Below are 20,442 nucleotides of genomic sequence, written 5' to 3'. Positions count from 1 at the left end.
CCTCTTTTCTCACATAAATTTATTTGTACTGACGAGCTAGAATATCGACATGGGGAGCATGAGTGCCTTCCCCAATTGCGTTAAACTTCCATTCACCGTTGTGTCTGTAAAGCTCACCGACAACTAGAGCCGTTTTACCAGAATAATCATCAGTTAAGTTGAAGCGAATCAATTCTTGGTTGTTCGCAGGGTTGACGATACGAATAAAGGCAGATTTGATCATGCCAAAATCTTGTTTTCTAGATTCACATTCGTAAATGTTAACGACACAAAGGATCTTGTGAACGTCAGTTGGAACACGATCAAGCTGTACGATAATTTGCTCATCATCGCCATCGCCATCACCGGTAATATTGTCGCCCGTATGAACGACTGAATTACATCCGCTTTGCTTGTTGTAGAAACATACGAGATTTTTCTCGCCGCTTAGCTTACCATTCGCATCCAGCAATAAAGCTGAAGCGTCACAGTCAACGTTAGCCGCCTTTTTCATTCCGAAAAATCCGCCTTTAACTGCTGCAGGATCCCAACCTAGACCAACGATAACTTTGCTGAGTCCAGCATTGCCTTTCGTTAAATCTACTTTCTGACCTTTTACGAGAGAGATAGCCATTGTATTTGCACCCCCTTTCCTTAAGGTTTACTAGTAGTTGAACAAACAAAGAAGCTGTTACAAACTTACTAACCATCAATACGCCCATTCGACACGCAAGTTCCAAAAAAAATTTGTGCGATCCATACATTATTCTACAAAACCTGAATATTACCTCTACTTTACGGCAACTTAATATAGAAAAAAAGCAGCATTGAAGGGATACTGCTTAACGTAGCATCTCTACATCAATTTTATAACAATTGCTGCTCCAATTACAAATTTCTACAAAATAGTGAACAATACTGCGGAAATAACGCAACCATAGGTTAAACAACATGAGATTTTTGTTCCACAGCCATTTTTTCGCTTCATTTTACCAAAAAAAAGGTGGAAAAATTAGTGCATAAACGAGATAATTATAAGTAGTAAATACGGAGTCGCGAGGTGTTCGAATGGAATTTATCAAAAAGAATAAAACCATCCTTATTTTTGGTGCACTGCTCCTTATAAACGGGTTGTTTTTATTATCCCTTGTCCTCTCGAAAGATTAGAATGAACGGATTGCTGCTTTCTTTTCCTCACAATCATATTATTTTTACCAAGATCAGCGTCAATTAATCGAACCTGGGAAAGAGCGCAATCGTTCCCTCTTTAACAATCGCAATGATTCCTTCATAGATCGTGCCATTAATAGCTCTCTTCTACTGATATAACACGCCTTTACCTCAAAAATAGTTTTCCACTGACTTACGGGACATTCTCCTATACATAAAATGCAGCTCATTCAGCAACTCTATTGCTTCTCTTGCGAACTGCCCGCGCTTTTAATGCTTTGGGTGCTGTTGGTGCTGGCTATCGCGTCGCGCAAACCTCTGAAGTAATCCGTTCATCCGTTTACCTTCATCCTTATTCCTCCCAAAATAGATCATTTAATGTTTTGCCAAGCGTCTTGCAAATGGCGACGCACAGACGAATACTCGGATTATAATTACCCGCTTCGATGAGCCCTATCGTTTGCCTCGTAACACCAACCGCGTCAGCCAACTGCTCCTGCGACATATCATTTTCTACTCTAGCCAGCTTCAATTTCACGTTTTTGTTTCCGCCCATCTCTTCTCACCTTCCAATCCCCACTTAGGAAATATTGTAATTTATATCCAACTAAATTTAAACTATATATTGCATTAATTTCAAATAAATGACTTTCTATAAATCGTCGTGATACCGTCTAGAACAAAAAAAAGGAGCTATCCCATGGATAGCCCCTCCCTCCCTTATTTGTCCCATTTAGATTGGAACATCCAACAAATTCACCGACTTGCCGGCCAACCCGCAGCCTTTCAGCTTGTAAGCAAAAACGCGTCCTTCTTCTTCTTTTTGCAGCGAATCACATAAATAGGTTTTCACACTTGATGAACCATACTGATCCTGAGACGTATCGTAACGTACCTCAATCTGATTTTCTTTCCGCAAAAGATCATAAAAAATCGGGTTGCCCTCTGTTATAAAGCGAACAACTCGCACTTGATCTGTCGCTTCACTTATAAAATCATCCAGTCTCTTACTATTCGTTACTTCAGCCGTTCTAGCTATGACGTCTTCATTTTCATTGATCGTATAGTCGTATAAATCGTCAACACTTTGCTGAGGCAATTTAGCCTGCCCCTCCTGACCAGCACACCCAGCCAACGTGAACATCATCACTGCAATAACGGTTATTTTTCTGATAATCATGATTGTAAATCCGTCCTCTCCCAGCCCTTTAACTAACTGTTTATTTGCGCGCGCAGCTTACGAATTTCATCCATTAACTTCTGCTGCTCCACCGGATCATCCGACTGTTCACTGCTCATGAGCTGCGTTAAACGCAGCTGGAGCATTTCTCGCTCATTTTGGCCCACCTGTTCTTCCGTAGACAACAAGCGGCTTCGATCCTTAGACATATACTCCTCATAAGATCCGTGGAATAAGCTTGGTTCACTCTGCTCATTCAGCACGAGCAGGCGATTCGCTGCTTGACGAATTAAATAACGATCATGAGTTACAAGCAGAACCGCGCCTGGATAATGCTGCAGCGCCTGCTCTACCTGCTCTCGCGTACTAATATCCAAATAGTTCGTCGGTTCATCCAGCACGAGCAGGTTCGCTTTGCCAAAATACAACTTTAAAAAGGCGACTCTGCATCTCTCACCCCTGCTCAAATCCCTAATTCGCTTAAAAACATCCTCCTTCGAAAATAAAAAGCAGCCCAGAATCGTCCTTGCATGGGATTGCGTCATCTCCGGAAGCATCAGCAAACTGTCTAAAATAGTCGTGTCATTGTCGAGCTGTTCAAGCTCCTGTTCAAAATATCCGATCTTCACTTGTGGATGAATAATTACCTTGCCTTTGCTTGGCATTAAGCTCCCTGTCGCAAGCTTCAGCAGGGTCGACTTCCCCGCTCCGTTCGGACCAAGCACAGCAAGGCGGTCGCCTCTTCCGATGGTCAAGCTGAGACGATTATAGATCTGCTTCTGACCCTCATATGCAAAGCCGACATCTTCCATCCGCAGCAGCGTAGCAGCTGCAAAACCATCCGTCTCCAGTTGCATGCGAAGCTGCGACTCCTCACGCGGCTTCTGCACCTTCTCACGGTCTAATCGTTCGAGTGCTGATTCCTTCGCGTGCAGGCGTGAAACATTTTTCTTTGATTTTGATCTCAAAAAATCATTTTGACCCGCCGCCTTGTGCGCTTGCTGAAACCATTCTGCATACATCCGTATGCTCTCAAGCAGCTTCTCCCGCTCCAGCTCCTGCTTCTTGTGCAGTGCCTCTTGCGTTCTTAACTCCAGCTCTTTCTGCGCCTTATACGCAGAGTATCCTCCAGAATAACGACGGCAGCCATGCCGCTCAAGCTCCAGAACGGTCGTTGCTGTACGGTCGATGAACGTTCGATCATGCGATACATACACAACCGTACCCGGGTACTCATGCACCCATTGCTCGAGCCAATCCAGCGCCGACGAATCCAGGTGGTTCGTCGGCTCATCCAGCACGACCAGCTTCGGCTCCCTAACCATCAGCGCCGCCAATTGCGCTTTTGTCTTCTGACCTCCGCTGAGCTGTGCAAATGACAAGCCCCACAATGATGAATCAAAGCTTAACTGCGTTAAGCATTTCTCCACCTTCATCTCCCAGCTATAGCCGTCAAGCTGCGTATACCTTTCGTACAGATCGCTATAAAGGCTTAACAGCTTATCACTCGTTTCCTCCTGCATTTGCTGTGTCAGCTCAATCATCGTACACTTCAAACGAAACAATTCCTCCGAGCCTGCCTGAACGAACTCTAACAGCGTAAGCGAGGAATTTGACTGCGCTTGCTGGTCAAGCCATCCCCATTCCTCTATAGGCAACCGTCGCTGTACCTCGCCGCCGTCTAGCGCAAGTCTGCCGGTCAATCCTTGCAGCAGCGTCGTTTTGCCCACACCATTACGCCCAAACAGCGCAAGCCGTTCACCTTCTTGAACCTCAAAACTTATATTTTCGAACAACAAATTGCCGTCCCATTCTTTATTCACATGTTTAACTTTTAATAGCATCATAGATCATTCCCCATCTCTGCATGCAAAATAAAAAACCGTGGCCTGCGGCACACGGTCGAATACGTAGGGGAATATCAGGTAAACGGAAATAAGGATGTGTCACGCCACTGCATAGCGGGTAAACATCTCATATCTATCGCTGCTGATTGACTATACATAAGTCCCCAAATCGACGCACGTATCCCTGACCGGTTCTCGTTATTGAGAACGCCGCTTGTACTTAAACAAGTTGTTTACAGGAATCGTGTAATTACTTCATCGGCTTGGTTACCTCCGTCAGTCATCAGTTTTGTTATGCGTTTATTATATAAGACGTATACTGGAAAATTCAAGTCCCCCCCTTTTAAACGAGGTACTAAATAAAGTTAGTACTAGGATTAAGAAGCAGCATCGACGATCATAAGATTTATAAATATAACCTTATCGGAGGTGCTTCATGAATCCTGTTTATATAACGAGCATTGGCAAGTTTTTGCCCGGATCGCCTGTAAGCAACGATCAAATTGAGGACTATCTTGGCAAAATAAACGGTAAAAGCTCCAAATCGATGAGGCGAATTCTCGAGCAAAACAAAATACGTTTTCGTCATTATGCGATAAACAAAGAGCAAAAGAGTGTATACTCAAATGCACAAATGGCAGCTCTCGCAATACGCGATGCGCTTGCACGGAATAAAGCGGCATTGGACCATCAAATCGAGTTTATGGCTGTCGGTACAACCCAAGGTGATTTGCTAGTGCCTGGCTTCGCTAGCATGGTTCATGCCGAAACGAGCCTTCCCGTAGTGGAGGTAGCCACACATCATGGTGTTTGCGCAAGCGGTATGCAAGCTATGAAAAACGCCTACCTGCATGTGCAATCAGGGGAGCAGCAGACGGCAATTTCCTGTGCCAGCGAATTTCCGAGCCGCGTGTTTAAACATACGAGGTTCGAATCGCAGCAGGCTCTCTCCGAGCGTCCTATCCCCTTTGATACCGACTTTCTGCGATTTATGTTATCTGATGGCGCAGGAGCAGCGGTTCTTCAGCATCAGCCTGCCGCAAGCGGGCTATCGCTGCGCATCGAATGGATCGACAACAGATCCTACGCCAATCTCTATGATGTATGCATGTATGCGGGGATCAATAAGGAGAATGCTGAGCAAGCGAGCTGGCTTGACTCTGCCTCCATTCATGAAGCAGCTGACAACGGAGCACTCAATTTAAAACAAGATATTCGACTCGTAAATGAAATGCCCAAGGTTGGGGTTAATCGTTTCTTCGAGCTGGTGGATGAAGGCAAGATCGATCCCCAAGCTATCGATTGGATGGTATGCCATTATTCCTCCCATTTTTTCCGCGAAGAAATATTTAAGCTGCTGCAGCTCGGTGGACTCACCATACCCGAGGAGAAATGGTTTACGAATTTATATACAAAGGGTAACACCGGTGCAGCATCCATCTACATCATGCTGGAGGAGCTGCTTAACGAAGGCCATTTGAAGCCGGGTGAGCAAGTATTATGCATGGTGCCGGAAAGCGGCAGATTCCAAACCTCGTATATGCTGATGACAGTTGTTGGATCAGCAGCGAGCGAAGATGGTGCGACGAACATAACATTTGAAGAGCGACAGCCTGAGGCTCCTCATCTGGAGTACGATGAAGCAGATGACGTTCAAGCTCAGCTCGTCAGGCAGCTGGTACAGGTATGGATTGATTTTGAGCAAAAGCTGGCACATGTCCCGGTTATTCATAAACTGTACAACAACAAATTCACGCTTCAGGATTACAAGGCGCTGATGGAAAACATACGCCAGCAGGTCATTGACGGTTCCCAGTGGATCGCCCGCGCAGCTTCGTTTATAGCGATTGAACATATCGATCTTCGATCAACGTTCATTGCACATGCGCGCGATGAGCATCGCGACTTTCAAATACTGGAGCGCAACTATGTTGCCATCGGAGGAGACTTAGCGCAAATTCAATCGGGCGAGAAAAATATCGGCAGCGAAGCGATGTCAGCTTACTTATTTCAACGCGCTAGCCGTGATAATCCATTTGATCTCATTGGAGCTATGTGGATTATAGAGGGGCTTGGCTGCCGAATGGCGCGCTATTGGGGCGAAATGATTCGCGATCAGCTGGGCCTCAGCGATGAAGAGGTATCGTTCCTGCTTTATCATAGCGACTCTGATGAGAAGCATTTCGAGCGGCTCGAGTCAGTCGTACAGCATCCGTTGCTGACAGCCGAAATTGCTCAGCGGATCGTAAAAACAGCAAAAACGACGGCTCGTCTATACCTGCTGCAATTAGAGGAGCTGGGTAATGTATGAGTAATGCTGATTATTTCAATCATATGCCCCATGACAAAAACGATCCAAATCCGTTTCTTGCTATCTTCATGGATCAGAGTATTCCGTTCAATGAGGAAGCGAAGGCGGCTTATCTCAAGGATTGCTCAAGCAAATCGCGGCAATTTCTATTGCCCTTGCTGCGGCCTTTTGCCAGACTCATGATTATTGTGCTGCAAATTTATAAAATTATAGTGCCAAAGGCGCTTACTTCGTCTAAGCTTCTTCATCGCGTACTCTATTTCGGGATGAAGACATTCGTCAGCCCGGCTGCTAATTTCATGATTTTACGCCACTTTTATCTCGGTTCGGAGGTACTCGGCTTCATTCGCGATAACGTGCCTGACGTTCAAATCGAAAGTAATCCACTTAAACCAACCAATCTAGAGCCGGTAAAAGATGATCTCTTTCTAATTCATGATCTCAACCTATACAACTTCGTCATCAATCTCAATCGAGAGCTGCGGCAAAAAGGACTTGAAGTCACGCGTCAGGATCGGCTTAACTTTAACGCCATTACGTCAACACCTCTGCCTATTGAGCAAATGCCAAATCGCTGGACCAACTTTATGGATTTGACGACAGCGATTGAATGCTTCACTCCCGTCTACCAAATGTTCCTCACGGACAATGACTTCTGGAGAGCGACCAATTCGTTGCAGCTCGATGAAACCATTGGAATCCTTGCCTCCAAAATTATCGGCAGCAACGACAGGCTTGCTCTGATCAACAACAAGCATCCAATGGTGCCGCTCACGACGCTTAAGGCAGGCTTTCGTCTTGTGCTTCACGGTCTAGCTACAGAGCAGCTGCACGCGCTCCTCGTCGAGCTCAAGCTAAAGCAACAGCAGCAGGACAGCTGCTGATTACCATGCAAAGAAGGCAACCTCCGCTTACTGGGAGATTGCCTTCTGTTGTAATCCTATCCTGCTGTTATTGACGTGTTACCGTGAAGCCCTTCTTCTCCAAGAGTGGAACGATACCGCTATCGCCTAACATATGCGCAGCTCCCACTACTACAAAATACGTTTTTTTCGTATTGTCATTCAAATAGCCCGTTATTTTCTCAACCATTGGGGCGTTTCGATCCGTTAGAAGTGCCTTGATTAATTCTTCATTCGTCGAAGTTGATTTAATCAACTCTAGAAGCTGCTCCTCGTTTCCGCTTACCCACATATCCGTTAGTTTCCCGATTTCAGAATTCTCGGAGTAGTAACTTTCAATGGAAGCTGTCAGCATCTCCTCTTGCAGTTTGTCCGAGAAGTTATTGAACATTTTCAGCTGGTAATCGATCGACTCCAGCTCTAGTATCAACTTCTTGTTCTCTAGAGACTGCTGCAAGAAATGTGCATCGATTCCTATGCCTGCATCAAATCCTGATTTTGTTGAAGTAAGGTAGTCCAAGGATGACGACACGCTCCACGGTTTATACGTATCCAGTGCATTCTCTGGCAAGCCGTTCTCTTTCAAAATCACTCCCAGCTTCTTGTATGTATCAGCTGTAATATGATCCTTAAGTTTCGTATTGTCCTTATATACGCTTAAATCAAGCACTTGCTTTTGAACATTTTCATCGTTCATCTTTGAAATATCGGCCTCTACAACCAAATAGTCGGATGCTTCATAAGCCTTCTGAATTTCAGGACGCAGCGGATACATCGCCTTGTTCGCAATGTGGATCGATCCAAGCAAATATACAGTGCTGCCTGCATTTTCTACTTTCCACATGAAGCCTTTGCTTGGCTCATTCTCCTCAAGGGAAACGGAACGCTGATCTTTATTCCAAGAAATTTCGTAGCCTGACGCTTCACTTACGGTGCGTATAGGAATGTATACTGTCTCTTTAACAATCTTAGGTGCGGCCAGCAGTCCTATTTCCTTTTCATTGGCCATAGCTCCAAGATTATCGATTTGGAATTGAAGCACTAATCCTTGCTTCTTGCCTGCAATGACCTCATTCTTCTCATCCCAGGTTACTTGAAAATCAAGCTCTTCAAACAGAATCTTCGCAGGAACGAGGACTGTTCCCTTCTCCATAATTGGCTGAGTTTCTCCAAGCTGAACCTGCTCGCCATCAATCCAAATGGAAATCGGCTTAGCCTCCGCTTGGATACTCGTAACGAAAGAAAATAGAAGTGCTAACGATAGAAATAATGCTGCAAGCTTTTTCACGATAATACCCACTCCTTCTCATTTCAGCAGCTGCTTGTCCTATAAAATCAAATCAGACAATTACCACTACTTCTTACATATTTTACACATATTCACCGCGCAATTTCTAGATCGGAAAATACGAAACAAGTTTTCGTTGCGTTGCATTATGTTAAACATTTATAATGCACGTTCTAATAGGATAGCAGCTGTTCAACAAAAAAAGGCACACCTCATTATTTGCAGGCGTACCTTTGTCATTACGTTTCATTATTATCAGGCAAAAGAATAACCGAGAAAACGATCTGCATTTTTCATGCTTGTCCAAATGTCTGAACTTTCTCCGCCTACATACCAGTAAGCTAGTCCTGCTAATTGAGCATTTAATGCAAGCTTATATTTTTCAGTTAAAGAACGGCCATCCTCCACCCATATTTGATGACGCACACCATTCTTCACATATGCAGTCGTATACTGTCCGATCTTCGCGTCCCACACGGGCTTTATCTCATATTTATTGATCAGCGCATTTTGCTCATCAAGCGAAATAAATGCAGAGGATTCTACGCTTCCATCCTTCTTTAGATCCCAATCGCGATTGTAAAATGGCACTGCCAATATCACCTTTTCACTAGGCACCTCGTTAACAAGCTTATTTACTGCCGCGTTAATATAACCTAAGGACGCATTCGAGCCCGCTTTTGAGCCGCCTCCCCAATGCTCATCATAGCCCATCAAGATGATATAGTCGGCTTGCTTACCAAGCGCGGCGAAATCAAATGCATCTGTCCAATCCGTTCCACGATCAGGCGATACATCGATAGAAAGAGTGACGTTCAACAGCTTCAGCTTTTTAGATAATTCCGTTATAAATGCAGTTAAAGCATTACGATCTTGAGAAGCTACATTCTCAAAATCAATATTAAGCCCATCCAGATGATATTTCTGAACATAAGATGTCAGCTGCGAGATCGCTTTGGTTCGCGCTGCGGTACTAGACAACAGCTTATGAGTAGCTTCTTGATCGGAGCGATTGCCAACCATTGCCCATACTTTTTTATTGTTTTCTCTCGCCCATGCTACAAGAGACGGATCAGTATTATCTGAAATATCACCCGATCCTCCTGCAAAATACCAACGTGGAGACAACGTATTTACATTCGAATGCAGTATACTTTTCTCATATTGCAGCGTCGTCTGACCATACTGCCAGCCAAGCTTAATGCTTTCTTTTGGTTTAGCAGCTAGTTCCGTCGCCCATTTCTCATGCTGCAGCACCCGGTGGATCATAACAGCCGTTTCTTGTCTGCTAATTGGAGCAGTGGGACGAAAAAGCCCGTTATTATCACCTTTCATGAGACCAAGTGCATACATTGTCGCTACCGATGAGCTCGCCCACTTAGCAATGAGACGATTATCACCAAAGTACAGTATTGTCCCTGATTTGTCATCTGACTTTTTCAAAGCACGAGCGAGTAACACGGCTGCCTCTTGCCTTGTAACCGCCTTTCCAGGCGCAAAGCGAGTTAAGCTTACACCATCTGCTAAACCGAGCTGCACAGCAGCCTGTATCCAGCCGTAATACCACGCGTTCTTAGCCACATCAATAAACGGTGAAACGGGGCTTGCTACAGGCTTAAGTCCAAGCAATCGATCTAGCATCGTAACAAACTCCGCTCTCGAAATAGACGCCGTAGGGGAGAAGCTTCGCTCCGACGTTCCCGTTATTATTTTTTTATCATATAAATCTATAATTTCTTGCTTCGCATAACTGTTCGATATATCATCGAAAGGCAAGAGTCTCTGCGCTGCTACTGGATATCCGATTACTGTAATTATATATATTAAAACAATGACTGCTAGAGCGAATCTATAATACGTATGCTTCAAGGAGACCCTCCTAATGAGATCAATCCTCGAAGCATATCAAAATCTAGTCTATTACTCATTGCAAAAATATTGGCAGAAGGAGCTCGTACCAGCTATTTAAGCGAATATAACGAAACCCCTACCACAGACTAGGGCAACAAAATAGACAATATGATAAGATAAACGGATATAAAATGTAAGGAGATTCAACATGCTGGAACGAAATTCTTTTTCTCATCAGCCATTACCAATTATTCAGGCTAAGCTCGATCTCGCAGCAAGAAATAAACGCAAGCGAAACCGACTGCTGCTGTTCATTATTTTGGCATTAATCGCTGCCTTGTTATGGAGAGCAATTCTTACCTTTGATCCATACTTGCCTAACAACGATAGTATCGATAGTATTCCCGCTCCCCCTTTAAACGAGCTGCACCCGATTGTTTTCAGCAAACAGACCGAGTTGATCACTGAAACGAGCAAAGCCGGTATCACCATCCTTATTACAGACGGCTTCCGCTCAAGCGAGGAACAAAATGCGATTTATGCTAAAGGACGTACAACCGAAGGAAACGTAGTAACACAAGTGCAAGGCGGACATTCGTATCACAATTACGGACTCGCAATCGACTTTGCCCTGCGAACGAAGAAGGGCGAGGTCTTATGGGATATGGAATATGACGGCAATAAAAATGGCCAATCCGATTGGATGGAAGTTGTTGCAATAGCCAAACGGCTCGGCTTCTCATGGGGTGGAGATTGGAAAAACTTCAAGGACTATCCTCATCTCCAAATGGACTTTGGTTATTCAATTAATAAGCTCCGCAAGGTCATCAGCCGCCTGTCGAATAAATGAGCGCTAGTCCTATATCCTAAAATGCGCCAAACAAAAAATAGTGCAGACTTTGGTTTAGTCTGCACTATTTTTTGTTTCTTCATTCTTTTAACAACCAGCGCTCTTTACAGACCCGCTATAATTTCATAAGAACGCAATCTTGCCTTATGATCAAAAATATGAGCAGCGACCATGATTTCATCAGCCTTCGTTGCCTCAATATATTGCTTCAGCTTCGTGCGTACAGTTTCCGGACCGCCAACGATGGAAGAGCCTAATTGTTGCATTAGAGTAATCTTCTCCTGCTCTGTCCATATATTATCCATGCTGTGAACAGGTGCTGGCAGCTTGCCCCGCGTATTGCGAATAAAAGTTAGGAATAGCTGCTGCATTGATGTAGCTAAATAGGCAGCCTCCTCATCGGTATCTGCCGCAATCACATTGACCGCTACCATTCCTTTTGGCTTATCAAGAATAGCAGATGGCTTGAAGCTGCTGCGATAAAGATTCATCGCTGGGACAGTAAAATTAGGTGAGAAATGTCCTGCAAAAGCAAACGGCAGACCGAGCTGTGCGGCAAGTAAAGCGCTAAAATCGCTCGAACCAAGCAGCCAAATCGGAATATCAAGCCCTTCCCCCGGAATAGCTCGCAAAGGCATGCCCATTTCTGCACCAGCCGGATCTAGAAACGCGCGCAGCTCCTCCAGCTGCTCAGGGAAATCATGCCCATTGCTTCTTCTGCTTCCGCGAAGCGCAGCTGCTGTAAGACCGTCAGTACCAGGTGCACGACCAAGGCCAAGATCGATACGGCCGGGGAATAGCGATTCCAACGTACCGAATTGCTCAGCGATAACTAGCGGAGCATGATTCGGCAGCATGATTCCTCCTGCGCCTACACGAATCGTTGACGTGCCTGCCGCTACATGTCCGATAACGATGGATGTAGCCGAGCTCGCGATACTTGGGGCATTATGATGCTCCGCCAGCCAGTAGCGGTTGTATCCCCACTGTTCTGCATGCTGTGCAAGATCCAACGTATTGCGAAGCGAGTCTGCGACAGTACCTCCTTCAACAATAGGAGATACATCAAGAATCGATAACGGGATATTAAAAGTAGAATTTATTTTAAATTGTTCTGACACAGCACTCACTCTTTTCTTTGTGATTAGAAGCTATAGCTTCTATCTTGTTTATACGCTCGCCAACTGTACTATTATTAAATACATATTACTTAAAAAAAAGGCCGCACTAGACGACTGCTTCAATAAATTAGCGGCAATAAACAGCTCTAACCTCTATTTACCACCTTTACATGAAGCAGCCGGAACAGTTAACACCTATGCTGTCTAACCTTCAATTTGCTGTGATTTTTGCTGCTGTTGGCATTTCCGAATCTTGTCCAAAGCCGTTTGAAGCGTATTTTGCTCCAAATAAGCCACGTAATGCTGCTCTGCTTCGTAAAAGAAATGATCCATCACCACTTGAATATTCGAGGATACTAGACAATCCTCCTCAGGATTACCTGAACACCAATGCGGCTTCAGCGTACCGCCAGATAGTGCTCGATATATTTGAGCAAGCGTAACCTCACTCGGCTCACAGTTCAAAATATATCCGCCGCCAATTCCTTCCTTCGTCTTCACAAATCCATGTTTCCGCAAGGAACTCATAATTTTGCGAATGCGTGTTGGATTCGTCGACACGTTGCGAGCAATGATCTCGCTGCTGGCCATATGATCAGGCAAATACGCTAACAGCACTAAGCTGTGAACCGCAACCGTAAATTCACTATTCATTTTTCACAACTCCCTCCCAAGAAGGATACTGTACTGTAATGTTATTTCATACAGTTGATAATGTCAAACCTTCCACTCTAAGAATAGCACAGAGAGAAAGCGTTGGTATAGGCTTTCTCTCTAAGAAACATACTGCTTTGAGTCTTTTTCTATCGGTGCTGCTCGTATTTATTCGCTCTGCTCACACGCTGAATTGCTTCAAGCTCAGCTTGCGTCAGCAGCTCGGCCTCACTCGCCCCTATATTGTGCTGCAGCTGTGCTGATGAGCTGGCGCCAGGAATGACCGTTGCTACCGCTGGACTCGCTAAAGCATAGCGGATTGCCGTATGCGCCATATCACGGGAGCCATCTCCCGCTTCAAGCAATGCTGATCGCAAAGCCGACAGTTCTTCTTTGTCATAATCCAAGTAACCCTTATCCGCTTTATCAGCGCCGTTAGAAGTGAGAATCCCTTTTGCCACCGGACCGCGGGCAATTAAACTAATTCCCTTCTCTTCAAGCAAAGGAAGTATTTGCTCCTCAGGCCTTCTGTCCAAAATACTATATTGGCTCATTACGCTCACAATATTGGATCGCTCCACGTACTCCCTGATAACATTCTGTCGAATCGAAGAAATGCCGTAATATCGAATAAGTCCCTCCTGCTTAAGCTCCTCAAACGCTTCAATCGTCTCCGAGATTGGATCATCAAGCGTACCGCCATGCAGCTGGTACAAATCGATATAGTCTGTTTGAAGTCTTCGCAAGCTGTCTTTCACAGCCGACTTAATATACGCTTTGGAAGGGTCCCAAGACCAGCCTGCTTTGCCCTTCTCCCATCGATTTCCAACCTTTGTCGCGAGAATAATGTCCGATCGTCTACCCTTTATCGCCTCACCGATGATTTCCTCATTAAGACCCTCATCATAAAGATCTGCCGTATCCAAAAAATTAATGCTGTTATCAATCGCTTCATGTACAAGGGCGATCGCCTTTGCTTTATCTGTGCCAAGCGACATGCAGCCAAGACCGATCTCACTAACGTAAAGCTCTGATTTTCCTAGTCGATTGTGCTTCATGCTTAAACACTCCAATCCAATGAATTCCTCATACTATTTAGACCTCGTACTTCCTCGGCCATCTATTATTCATTCATGATATCCCTTTTAAACAAAGGGATCAACATTGATCCAAGATCTGGGAAACTTTAAATAAAAAAACTAGTGCAAAGCCCAGCATCATGGTACATTTCCTGTAGCGTTCTTATATGCTTAATAGAGAGAGCAACAATGAAAGGATGGATCTCATGGGTAAAAAAATATTAAAAATAGTTAGTTCACTCTTGCTCGCCGTTACCTTAATCGCAGGTGGATTTCTACTGTATATCACAATAACCGATTATAAACCGGATGAAGTCGTTACACTTGCGACAGAAAACAATAGCGAGCTGGTGATTGAGCAAGGTACACCCATTACAATTACGACCTTTAACATCGGTTATGCTGGCTTGGACAAAAACCAAGATTTTTTTATGGATGGAGGTAAGAACTCACGCTCTAGCAGCAAGAAGCAAACGATAACCAATTTGGATTCCATTTCTTCCTTCATGAAGACAACGCAATCCAATTTTTATTTGCTCCAGGAAGTAGACCACCGTTCTTCAAGAAGCAACCATATCAATGAGGTTGACTACTTAGCAAAGGCTTTGCAGGATTACAGCTATGCGTTTGCCTACAATTATAAAGTGCCTTGGGTACCTGTTCCTGTCCTTGACCCTATGGGCTCCGTATACAGCGGTCTAATGACGATGTCAACGTTCAAGAGCACGAGCAATCAGCGCTATGATCTTCCCGGCAAAGAAAGCTGGCCAAGGCAGCAGCTTGATTTGGACCGTGCCTTCATTGAGAGCAGATTCGAGGTCAATAACGATAAGGAGCTCGTCCTCGTCAATCTTCATTTATCTGCTTTCGATAAGGGAGGGAATATTCGTAAGCAGCAGCTGGATTACTTAGCGGCTTTTTTAGAGAAGGAAAATGAAAAAGGCAATTATATTATTGTAGGCGGCGATTGGAACCATACGCTGCCCGGAACGGATACAGAACGATTTGAAACTACACAAGTATGGCCGGAGTGGCTTCAGAAGTTTCCAGAGGATTTCATGCCCGACAGCTTTCAGTGGATGGTAGACGATAACATTCCTACCGTTCGCACACTCGATATTGCCTATACAGAAGGTGTTAATTTTAGAGCCATTATCGATGGTTTTCTCATTTCTTCAAACGTCGAAAAGATCCGGCTGCAAAGCACCGATTTAGCGTTTGAGCATAGTGACCATAATCCGGTAACGGCAGAGTTTATTTTAAAATAAATCAAAGAGTCCCGATTGCAAGCAAGCGGGACTCTTTTTATCTCATCATTCATTGAACAGCTCTTTGTTCATCATACTTAGCAGGGTTAATTATTTAGCATTTGCTTTCAAGTTCGCCGGCTCTTTAAATGCAAGCAGCTTACCCTTCGTCTGTACCACAATCATTCCGCTCTCCAGCAGCGTCTCACCGAACTCTCTTCCGTTTGTTTTCAATTGTAAGATTGGCTTCGCTGTCACAAGATCAATAGCTGATAGTGTGCCGTCTGTCTGTGCTGCATATAATCCTTTACCAATTAAATCAAAACGTGCAATGAGGCCTGTCACCCCAGCTGTATAATCCACAGTAGCTTTGTTGACTAATTTAACACCATAAATACCGCGGCCATTCGTATAGATCAATTTGCCCTCATACGGTCCAGCTGCGTATTTGAACCCCGGACTATAGATAACAGGCGAATAAACCGTAGGTTCTGTTACATCCTTATCTCCTTGTTGAGAATAAGTGTATACATTAGAGTTGATGCTAACAAATACAGTATCCCCGTTAATCCAAGCATCACCTTCGTTAACGAATTCTTTTTGCTCCACGTCAATCTTTAGAGGATTATATTGTACACTCTTTAGCACTTTTCCCGTCTTCACATCGAGGGTATCGAGTGTTGTTAATGGTGCAGGGTCAAATAGGGTGGCATGCTTCTGCATAGTTATCGTTCCGTCTTTTGCACCAATAGGGAAATTGTAACTTTTAGCTTCCCAACCCTTTTTCCCTGTCTTGCGGTTAAAAGAATGAATGAGCGAGTAAGTATATGCACCCGACAGCTCGTTTTCAACAATAATAAAATCTCCATGAAACAGTACATTGGTGAGCAATGGGTGATCGTAATTATCGCGCCACTGAAACTTCCCATCCTTTATGCTGTATGCTAGAATATCTCCGTTGAACGTAAATAGCTGATCGCCATCTGCTACAATATTATGTATGTTATTAGCGTTAACTGAAGTCACCCAGGCCTTCTTGCCCGAGGACGCTTTTATCGCATGAACACGGCCTGCACTAGAATTGACATATACTTGGCCGCCCTTATAAACGAGAGGTTCCTTGAGCCGGCTGCCATACTCCCACAGCTTCTTGCCGTTTTGAATATTTATCGCTATTACTTTTCCCTTTTGCAAATAAAAGGCTTTGCCTTCACCTGTTACTACTTCACCTTCATAGGTTAATGACCATTGCGGCTTGATGATTGGAGCAGCTATCGCAGTTTCGGTATTGTCTCCCACATAGGAAGTGCGTGGATTAATGGCTGCAGATACAGCAGAGCTTATTAACAATAATGAACAACACGCCAACATTACACCGCGCCAAATAGCACTATTCCAGTTTCTCATTTTACACCCGCTTATCTTTCAGATTTAGTAGCCCAATAACATGACGTTTACCAATTGGAAAATGTTTCACGTTAACGCACTGGTTCATCCTGAAAGAAAATGACCAGACAAGGATACGTCACGTCCCCCGCTGGTCATCTATCACTACACTTATTAGTTTACGTTCTATTTCACTCCTGCGGAAAAGGCTTTCTGCCGTTAAAGCCATCATGTAAGCCATGATAATGACTAACACTTGCTTCCCCTTCCTTCCAGCAAATGAGAACATCCTCGTTATCCAACACCGCTGGGAAGTCGATCAAGCCGGGTGTGATCATTTTCAGCTGCACGCCTTTTCGAGAAAAGTTTTCGATTAACAGATCCGCCTCGATCTTCATGAATTCAAGCTGGCTTTCCTGCTCAAAGAAAGGGTCCTTACTGCCTCGAGAACCAGCAAAAGCTTGCTCATAAACAGTCTTTGCTTTCTGATAATCCATATATAAGTTTTCAAACTGTGCCGTTAATTGCTGAAGCCTTCGTAAATCCTCTTGCAACTCCGGCAGCATCTCATTGGCCTCTCTCAGCGTAAAGGTTTTGTTCCCCATGCCGTAATCACTCCTTATCCAATTGTGCTTCATTATATCGTTCTTTATTAGTATCCTACACGCTCATTCCATCCGAGTAAAGGAGTCACCTTTCCTTTTATTGAAGGACTATAATGCCCCATAGCGAATTAATATTCTTGTGACGAAAAGGAGCTGAGAAAAGTGGATCTAAAAAAGTTAAATTCATTAACTAAATACCCCAGCATTCTTACCTACCACAGCCTAGGTGAAAAAGGCCGATTAACGGAGAGCCTATCGGAGGAACGTGGTTTTATTCATGAAGCGGATTCTATTTATGTTTATGAGAAGGTTGACGGTGAAAACGCTAGAATTATTCTATTTCGAAACAGACACAATGAAATCGATTATTTAATCGGTTCTAGAGAAGAATTGTTATATGCAAAAGGAGATCGAATTGGTAATCCGTATGGCAACATTGCTGAGTTTCTTAAGCCTATAGCAGACAAGTTGCTAGACGAAATTTTTTCAGAACAAGATTGGGCGTTGACTGTTATCTATCAAGAATCATACGGCGGGAAGACGAAGGCTGCCAAAAATTATACCGTAAACAAAACGCAAGGCTACCGTGTATTCGACGTGTTCTCCCTGAGCGCAGATGACTTAGAACAGCTGTTATCGTTGCCGCAGGAGAAAATCGCAGAATGGCGTGATCATGGAAATCAGCCCTTTTATGATGAGGTGGAGAAAACTAGGTTTATTCAGAAATTTGATTTGGAATATGCTCCGCTTCTGACCATAGAGGAAGGCGATGCTTTCCCAAGATCAATTGAAGACACCTACTCGTTCTTGAAATATTACGAACAGACGAAAGTCGGAATTGATGCATCAGGGAAGTCAGAGGGTATCATTGTCCGTTCAACTGATCGGAAACACATCCGAAAAATTCGGTTTGAGGATTACGAAAGAACGTTTAGAAAATAAGCGGTTTTGCTATGATGGTTTGCGTCAAAATTCCTTGCCTCTCACTTTAGCAAACACCATTGTATCACGCAAAAAACCGTCAACATCACATTTTTCATTGCGAAGAACACCTTCTAGCGTGAATCCGAGTCGCTCCGCTACTCGCGCACTGCGGATATTTCGAGAATCACAGCGTATATCCACACGGTTGGCCATTAACTCATTGACTGCAAAATTTGTGATCGCATCTACTGCTTCTGTTATATATCCTTTTCCGCTAAAATCTGAACGAACCCAATAGCCGATTTCGAATTTTCTAGCTTGCCAATCGATGCGATGAAGACCGCTGCTTCCTATCAATTGACCAGTGTCCTTTAAGAATAACAGCATCATCAGGTCCGAACGCTCCAAATACCTAGAACGTGCTTTCCTTATGACCACCTCGGATTGTACGACAGTAGGAATAGATTGAGCCCAAGGCATCCAAGGCTTGAGCTCATTTGCACTTTCCCTAACGCCTTCATTAAGCTTAACCCCGTCTCCCCATTGTGGCGCGCGGATAAGCAGACGACTAGTCTCAAAGCTCTCTGGTACAGTCAACAGCAAAGGGTTTATATTCAAATCACTCATCCTAACACGCCTCCTGCTTATTAATTTTCCTACTCTAGCATACTACCTTAAAGCACTATATTCTTATAATAATAGATCGTGTCATGGAGCTCCCCATCCGCTGCTCTAGCATACTGAGGTATTCGCCCTGCTTCGATTTAATGCAATGATTGGTAATCATCCAGCATATTATCCGGAATTCCGGACAGCTCAGTGACCCTATAATCAAGCGGCACGTTCACTCCTCCTAGCGCTATTAGATGATAGCGATAATTAATTTATAAATGTCTATTTCTCTTCTCATCTAAATGAATATCTAAAGCTTTTATCGCCCGTATCAAAAGTTTAATGAGTAAATATAAACAATAAATACCCATAAGCGCTACGACAACGTATATTATAAATAACAACATTGGAAATATACCCAGAACAAAACCCCCTTGAGAAGCTCCCATGTACACGCTCCTTTTATTCATATCCATAATTTAGAAAAATTCAACTTTCACACAAGCTTACAAAAATACGTTGTAAAATGCAACCAATCTGGCTTCCGGTTTATTTAACATACTAAAAATTATACGTAATAAACAAAAAAAACTCTTGAGATCAAAGTGATCTTAAGAGTTTGAGTGTATTATTTGGTGCCGATGAGAGGACTCGAACCTCCACGGTTTCCCTCACGATTTTGAGTCGCGCGCGTCTGCCATTCCGCCACATCGGCATTTAGGTAAATATGGCGTGCCCTAAGAGATTCGAACTCCTGGCCTTTTGATTCGTAGTCAAACGCTCTATCCAGCTGAGCTAAGGGCACATATTCAATTATTAAAATGGAGGCGCCACCTAGACTCGAACTAGGGGTAGAGCTTTTGCAGAGCTCTGCCTTACCACTTGGCTATGGCGCCAACATAATGGAGCGGAAGACGGGAATCGAACCCGCGACCCTCGCCTTGGCAAGGCGATGCTCTACCGCTGAGCCACTTCCGCATATGAATGGCTGGGGATTCAGGGATCGAACCTGAGAATGACGGAGTCAAAGTCCGTTGCCTTACCGCTTGGCTAATCCCCAACAAAATTCAGAATTGCTAGTTTAAAATAATGGGGCGATCGAGGGGAATTGAACCCCCGAGTGTCGGATCCACAAACCGATGCGTTAACCACTTCGCCACGACCGCCATAATTTATATCAGGTGCAAGACAAAAAAGAAAACCCACTTTTGTGGGTCATCTGCTAATGCACGCATTAGCAAGTTGCGCCCTGAAAACTGGATACGAAAGATAAGGTTTGCTGAAAACCTTTTATGCTGCTGTCTACCGGATGTATGGGTCCGAGTAAACGTGTTTAGGATAAGCCCTCGACCGATTAGTATTCGTCAGCTACACACATTGCTGTGCTTCCACCCCGAACCTATCAACCTCGTCGTCTTCAAGGGGTCTTACATACT

General features: G+C 44.2%; 18 protein-coding genes, 6 tRNA genes and 1 rRNA gene. 5 read left to right on the top strand and 20 right to left on the bottom strand.

Features of this window, described 5'->3' with window-relative positions; all coding sequences use genetic code 11:
• Positions 1 to 19: 19 nt before the first annotated feature.
• The 4 genes from AC0YN6_RS04995 to abc-f all read right to left on the bottom strand — a co-directional run bounded on the left by AC0YN6_RS04995 (position 20) and on the right by abc-f (position 4,176).
• A complete protein-coding gene (locus tag AC0YN6_RS04995) occupies positions 20 to 613 on the bottom strand; it encodes a TerD family protein (protein WP_475745555.1) in 594 nt (197 codons plus the stop codon).
• An 888-nt stretch (positions 614 to 1,501) separates the two neighbouring features.
• Positions 1,502 to 1,705, bottom strand: a complete 204-nt coding sequence (locus tag AC0YN6_RS04990; protein WP_475745554.1) for a helix-turn-helix transcriptional regulator — start codon at positions 1,703 to 1,705, stop codon at positions 1,502 to 1,504.
• 177 nt (positions 1,706 to 1,882) lie between these two features.
• Entirely contained in the window at positions 1,883 to 2,329 is a 447-nt protein-coding gene (locus AC0YN6_RS04985) for a DUF4362 domain-containing protein (RefSeq protein WP_475745553.1), read from the bottom strand.
• A 32-nt stretch (positions 2,330 to 2,361) separates the two neighbouring features.
• Entirely contained in the window at positions 2,362 to 4,176 is a 1,815-nt protein-coding gene (gene abc-f / locus AC0YN6_RS04980) for a ribosomal protection-like ABC-F family protein (protein WP_475745552.1), read from the bottom strand.
• A 436-nt stretch (positions 4,177 to 4,612) separates the two neighbouring features.
• Between abc-f and AC0YN6_RS04975 the strand changes: the two genes are divergently transcribed.
• Together AC0YN6_RS04975 and AC0YN6_RS04970 are read left to right on the top strand one after the other, a co-directional pair.
• Positions 4,613 to 6,487, top strand: a complete 1,875-nt coding sequence (locus AC0YN6_RS04975; protein ID WP_475745551.1) for a 3-oxoacyl-[acyl-carrier-protein] synthase III C-terminal domain-containing protein — start codon at positions 4,613 to 4,615, stop codon at positions 6,485 to 6,487.
• Positions 6,484 to 7,371 carry a DUF6999 family protein gene (locus AC0YN6_RS04970; RefSeq protein ID WP_475745550.1) on the top strand — a complete coding sequence of 296 codons (888 nt, stop codon included), beginning with the start codon at positions 6,484 to 6,486 and terminating at the stop codon, positions 7,369 to 7,371. Before AC0YN6_RS04975 ends, AC0YN6_RS04970 begins: the two co-directional genes overlap by 4 nt.
• A gap of 67 nt (positions 7,372 to 7,438) precedes the next feature.
• Here AC0YN6_RS04970 and AC0YN6_RS04965 read toward each other — a convergent pair whose 3' ends face one another.
• Positions 7,439 to 8,677, bottom strand: coding sequence for a TraB/GumN family protein (locus tag AC0YN6_RS04965; RefSeq protein WP_475745549.1), 1,239 nt, complete (start codon positions 8,675 to 8,677; stop codon positions 7,439 to 7,441).
• 255 nt (positions 8,678 to 8,932) lie between these two features.
• Positions 8,933 to 10,546, bottom strand: a complete 1,614-nt coding sequence (locus AC0YN6_RS04960) for an S-layer homology domain-containing protein (RefSeq protein WP_475745548.1) — start codon at positions 10,544 to 10,546, stop codon at positions 8,933 to 8,935.
• Positions 10,547 to 10,736: 190 nt separating this feature from the next.
• Between AC0YN6_RS04960 and AC0YN6_RS04955 the strand changes: the two genes are divergently transcribed.
• Entirely contained in the window at positions 10,737 to 11,378 is a 642-nt protein-coding gene (locus AC0YN6_RS04955) for a M15 family metallopeptidase (protein ID WP_475745547.1), read from the top strand.
• Between the two features lie 104 nt (positions 11,379 to 11,482).
• On the opposite strand, the gene AC0YN6_RS04950 is transcribed toward AC0YN6_RS04955, so the two are convergent.
• The 3 genes from AC0YN6_RS04950 to AC0YN6_RS04940 form a co-directional block, all read right to left on the bottom strand.
• The gene (locus AC0YN6_RS04950; RefSeq protein WP_475745546.1) at positions 11,483 to 12,499 is read right to left on the bottom strand and encodes an LLM class flavin-dependent oxidoreductase; all 1,017 of its coding nucleotides are present in this window, start codon (positions 12,497 to 12,499) and stop codon (positions 11,483 to 11,485) included.
• 204 nt (positions 12,500 to 12,703) lie between these two features.
• A complete protein-coding gene (locus AC0YN6_RS04945) occupies positions 12,704 to 13,153 on the bottom strand; it encodes an Rrf2 family transcriptional regulator (protein ID WP_475745545.1) in 450 nt (149 codons plus the stop codon).
• A 149-nt stretch (positions 13,154 to 13,302) separates the two neighbouring features.
• Positions 13,303 to 14,211, bottom strand: a complete 909-nt coding sequence (locus tag AC0YN6_RS04940) for an aldo/keto reductase (protein WP_475745544.1) — start codon at positions 14,209 to 14,211, stop codon at positions 13,303 to 13,305.
• 227 nt (positions 14,212 to 14,438) lie between these two features.
• On the opposite strand from AC0YN6_RS04940, the gene AC0YN6_RS04935 reads away from it, so the two are divergent.
• Complete coding sequence (locus tag AC0YN6_RS04935) at positions 14,439 to 15,500, top strand: endonuclease/exonuclease/phosphatase family protein (protein ID WP_475745543.1); 1,062 nt, start codon at positions 14,439 to 14,441, stop codon at positions 15,498 to 15,500.
• A 90-nt stretch (positions 15,501 to 15,590) separates the two neighbouring features.
• Here the strand turns inward: AC0YN6_RS04935 and AC0YN6_RS04930 are convergent, their stop codons facing one another.
• Entirely contained in the window at positions 15,591 to 16,886 is a 1,296-nt protein-coding gene (locus AC0YN6_RS04930; protein WP_475745542.1) for an outer membrane protein assembly factor BamB family protein, read from the bottom strand.
• 170 nt (positions 16,887 to 17,056) lie between these two features.
• On the bottom strand, positions 17,057 to 17,470 hold the full coding sequence (locus AC0YN6_RS04925; protein WP_475745541.1) for a DUF2203 family protein: 414 nt from the start codon (positions 17,468 to 17,470) through the stop codon (positions 17,057 to 17,059).
• A gap of 162 nt (positions 17,471 to 17,632) precedes the next feature.
• Between AC0YN6_RS04925 and AC0YN6_RS04920 the strand changes: the two genes are divergently transcribed.
• The gene (locus AC0YN6_RS04920) at positions 17,633 to 18,412 is read left to right on the top strand and encodes an RNA ligase family protein (protein WP_475745540.1); all 780 of its coding nucleotides are present in this window, start codon (positions 17,633 to 17,635) and stop codon (positions 18,410 to 18,412) included.
• 24 nt (positions 18,413 to 18,436) lie between these two features.
• Here AC0YN6_RS04920 and AC0YN6_RS04915 read toward each other — a convergent pair whose 3' ends face one another.
• From AC0YN6_RS04915 to AC0YN6_RS04875, 9 genes are all read right to left on the bottom strand, one after another.
• Positions 18,437 to 19,021 carry a GNAT family N-acetyltransferase gene (locus AC0YN6_RS04915; RefSeq protein WP_475745539.1) on the bottom strand — a complete coding sequence of 195 codons (585 nt, stop codon included), beginning with the start codon at positions 19,019 to 19,021 and terminating at the stop codon, positions 18,437 to 18,439.
• Between the two features lie 257 nt (positions 19,022 to 19,278).
• Positions 19,279 to 19,455 carry a hypothetical protein gene (locus AC0YN6_RS04910; protein ID WP_475745538.1) on the bottom strand — a complete coding sequence of 59 codons (177 nt, stop codon included), beginning with the start codon at positions 19,453 to 19,455 and terminating at the stop codon, positions 19,279 to 19,281.
• Positions 19,456 to 19,639: 184 nt separating this feature from the next.
• Positions 19,640 to 19,721 (bottom strand) — tRNA-Leu (locus tag AC0YN6_RS04905).
• Positions 19,722 to 19,734: 13 nt separating this feature from the next.
• Positions 19,735 to 19,811 (bottom strand) — tRNA-Arg (locus AC0YN6_RS04900).
• 17 nt (positions 19,812 to 19,828) lie between these two features.
• Positions 19,829 to 19,902 (bottom strand) — tRNA-Cys (locus AC0YN6_RS04895).
• 7 nt (positions 19,903 to 19,909) lie between these two features.
• Positions 19,910 to 19,984, bottom strand: a tRNA-Gly gene (locus AC0YN6_RS04890).
• A 7-nt stretch (positions 19,985 to 19,991) separates the two neighbouring features.
• Positions 19,992 to 20,066, bottom strand: a tRNA-Gln gene (locus tag AC0YN6_RS04885).
• A gap of 30 nt (positions 20,067 to 20,096) precedes the next feature.
• Positions 20,097 to 20,172: transfer RNA gene (locus AC0YN6_RS04880), tRNA-His, on the bottom strand.
• A gap of 168 nt (positions 20,173 to 20,340) precedes the next feature.
• Positions 20,341 to 20,442 (bottom strand): 23S ribosomal RNA (locus AC0YN6_RS04875); the annotation flags it as partial.

This window comes from Paenibacillus sp. J22P15, assembly GCF_056269345.1.
This window is presented reverse-complemented; position numbering and strand designations above follow the sequence as displayed.

What these genes read in the sequence shown, in the direction of transcription:
- AC0YN6_RS04995 (WP_475745555.1), bottom strand. Translation starts at nt 613, where the DNA reads ATGGCTATCTCTCTCGTAAAAGGTCAGAAAGTAGATTTAACGAAAGGC.
- AC0YN6_RS04990 (WP_475745554.1), bottom strand. Translation starts at nt 1,705, where the DNA reads ATGGGCGGAAACAAAAACGTGAAATTGAAGCTGGCTAGAGTAGAAAAT.
- AC0YN6_RS04985 (WP_475745553.1), bottom strand. Translation starts at nt 2,329, where the DNA reads ATGATTATCAGAAAAATAACCGTTATTGCAGTGATGATGTTCACGTTG.
- abc-f (WP_475745552.1), bottom strand. Translation starts at nt 4,176, where the DNA reads ATGATGCTATTAAAAGTTAAACATGTGAATAAAGAATGGGACGGCAAT.
- AC0YN6_RS04975 (WP_475745551.1), top strand. Translation starts at nt 4,613, where the DNA reads ATGAATCCTGTTTATATAACGAGCATTGGCAAGTTTTTGCCCGGATCG.
- AC0YN6_RS04970 (WP_475745550.1), top strand. Translation starts at nt 6,484, where the DNA reads ATGAGTAATGCTGATTATTTCAATCATATGCCCCATGACAAAAACGAT.
- AC0YN6_RS04955 (WP_475745547.1), top strand. Translation starts at nt 10,737, where the DNA reads ATGCTGGAACGAAATTCTTTTTCTCATCAGCCATTACCAATTATTCAG.
- AC0YN6_RS04945 (WP_475745545.1), bottom strand. Translation starts at nt 13,153, where the DNA reads ATGAATAGTGAATTTACGGTTGCGGTTCACAGCTTAGTGCTGTTAGCG.
- AC0YN6_RS04940 (WP_475745544.1), bottom strand. Translation starts at nt 14,211, where the DNA reads ATGAAGCACAATCGACTAGGAAAATCAGAGCTTTACGTTAGTGAGATC.
- AC0YN6_RS04935 (WP_475745543.1), top strand. Translation starts at nt 14,439, where the DNA reads ATGGGTAAAAAAATATTAAAAATAGTTAGTTCACTCTTGCTCGCCGTT.
- AC0YN6_RS04930 (WP_475745542.1), bottom strand. Translation starts at nt 16,886, where the DNA reads ATGAGAAACTGGAATAGTGCTATTTGGCGCGGTGTAATGTTGGCGTGT.
- AC0YN6_RS04925 (WP_475745541.1), bottom strand. Translation starts at nt 17,470, where the DNA reads ATGGGGAACAAAACCTTTACGCTGAGAGAGGCCAATGAGATGCTGCCG.
- AC0YN6_RS04915 (WP_475745539.1), bottom strand. Translation starts at nt 19,021, where the DNA reads ATGAGTGATTTGAATATAAACCCTTTGCTGTTGACTGTACCAGAGAGC.
- AC0YN6_RS04910 (WP_475745538.1), bottom strand. Translation starts at nt 19,455, where the DNA reads ATGGGAGCTTCTCAAGGGGGTTTTGTTCTGGGTATATTTCCAATGTTG.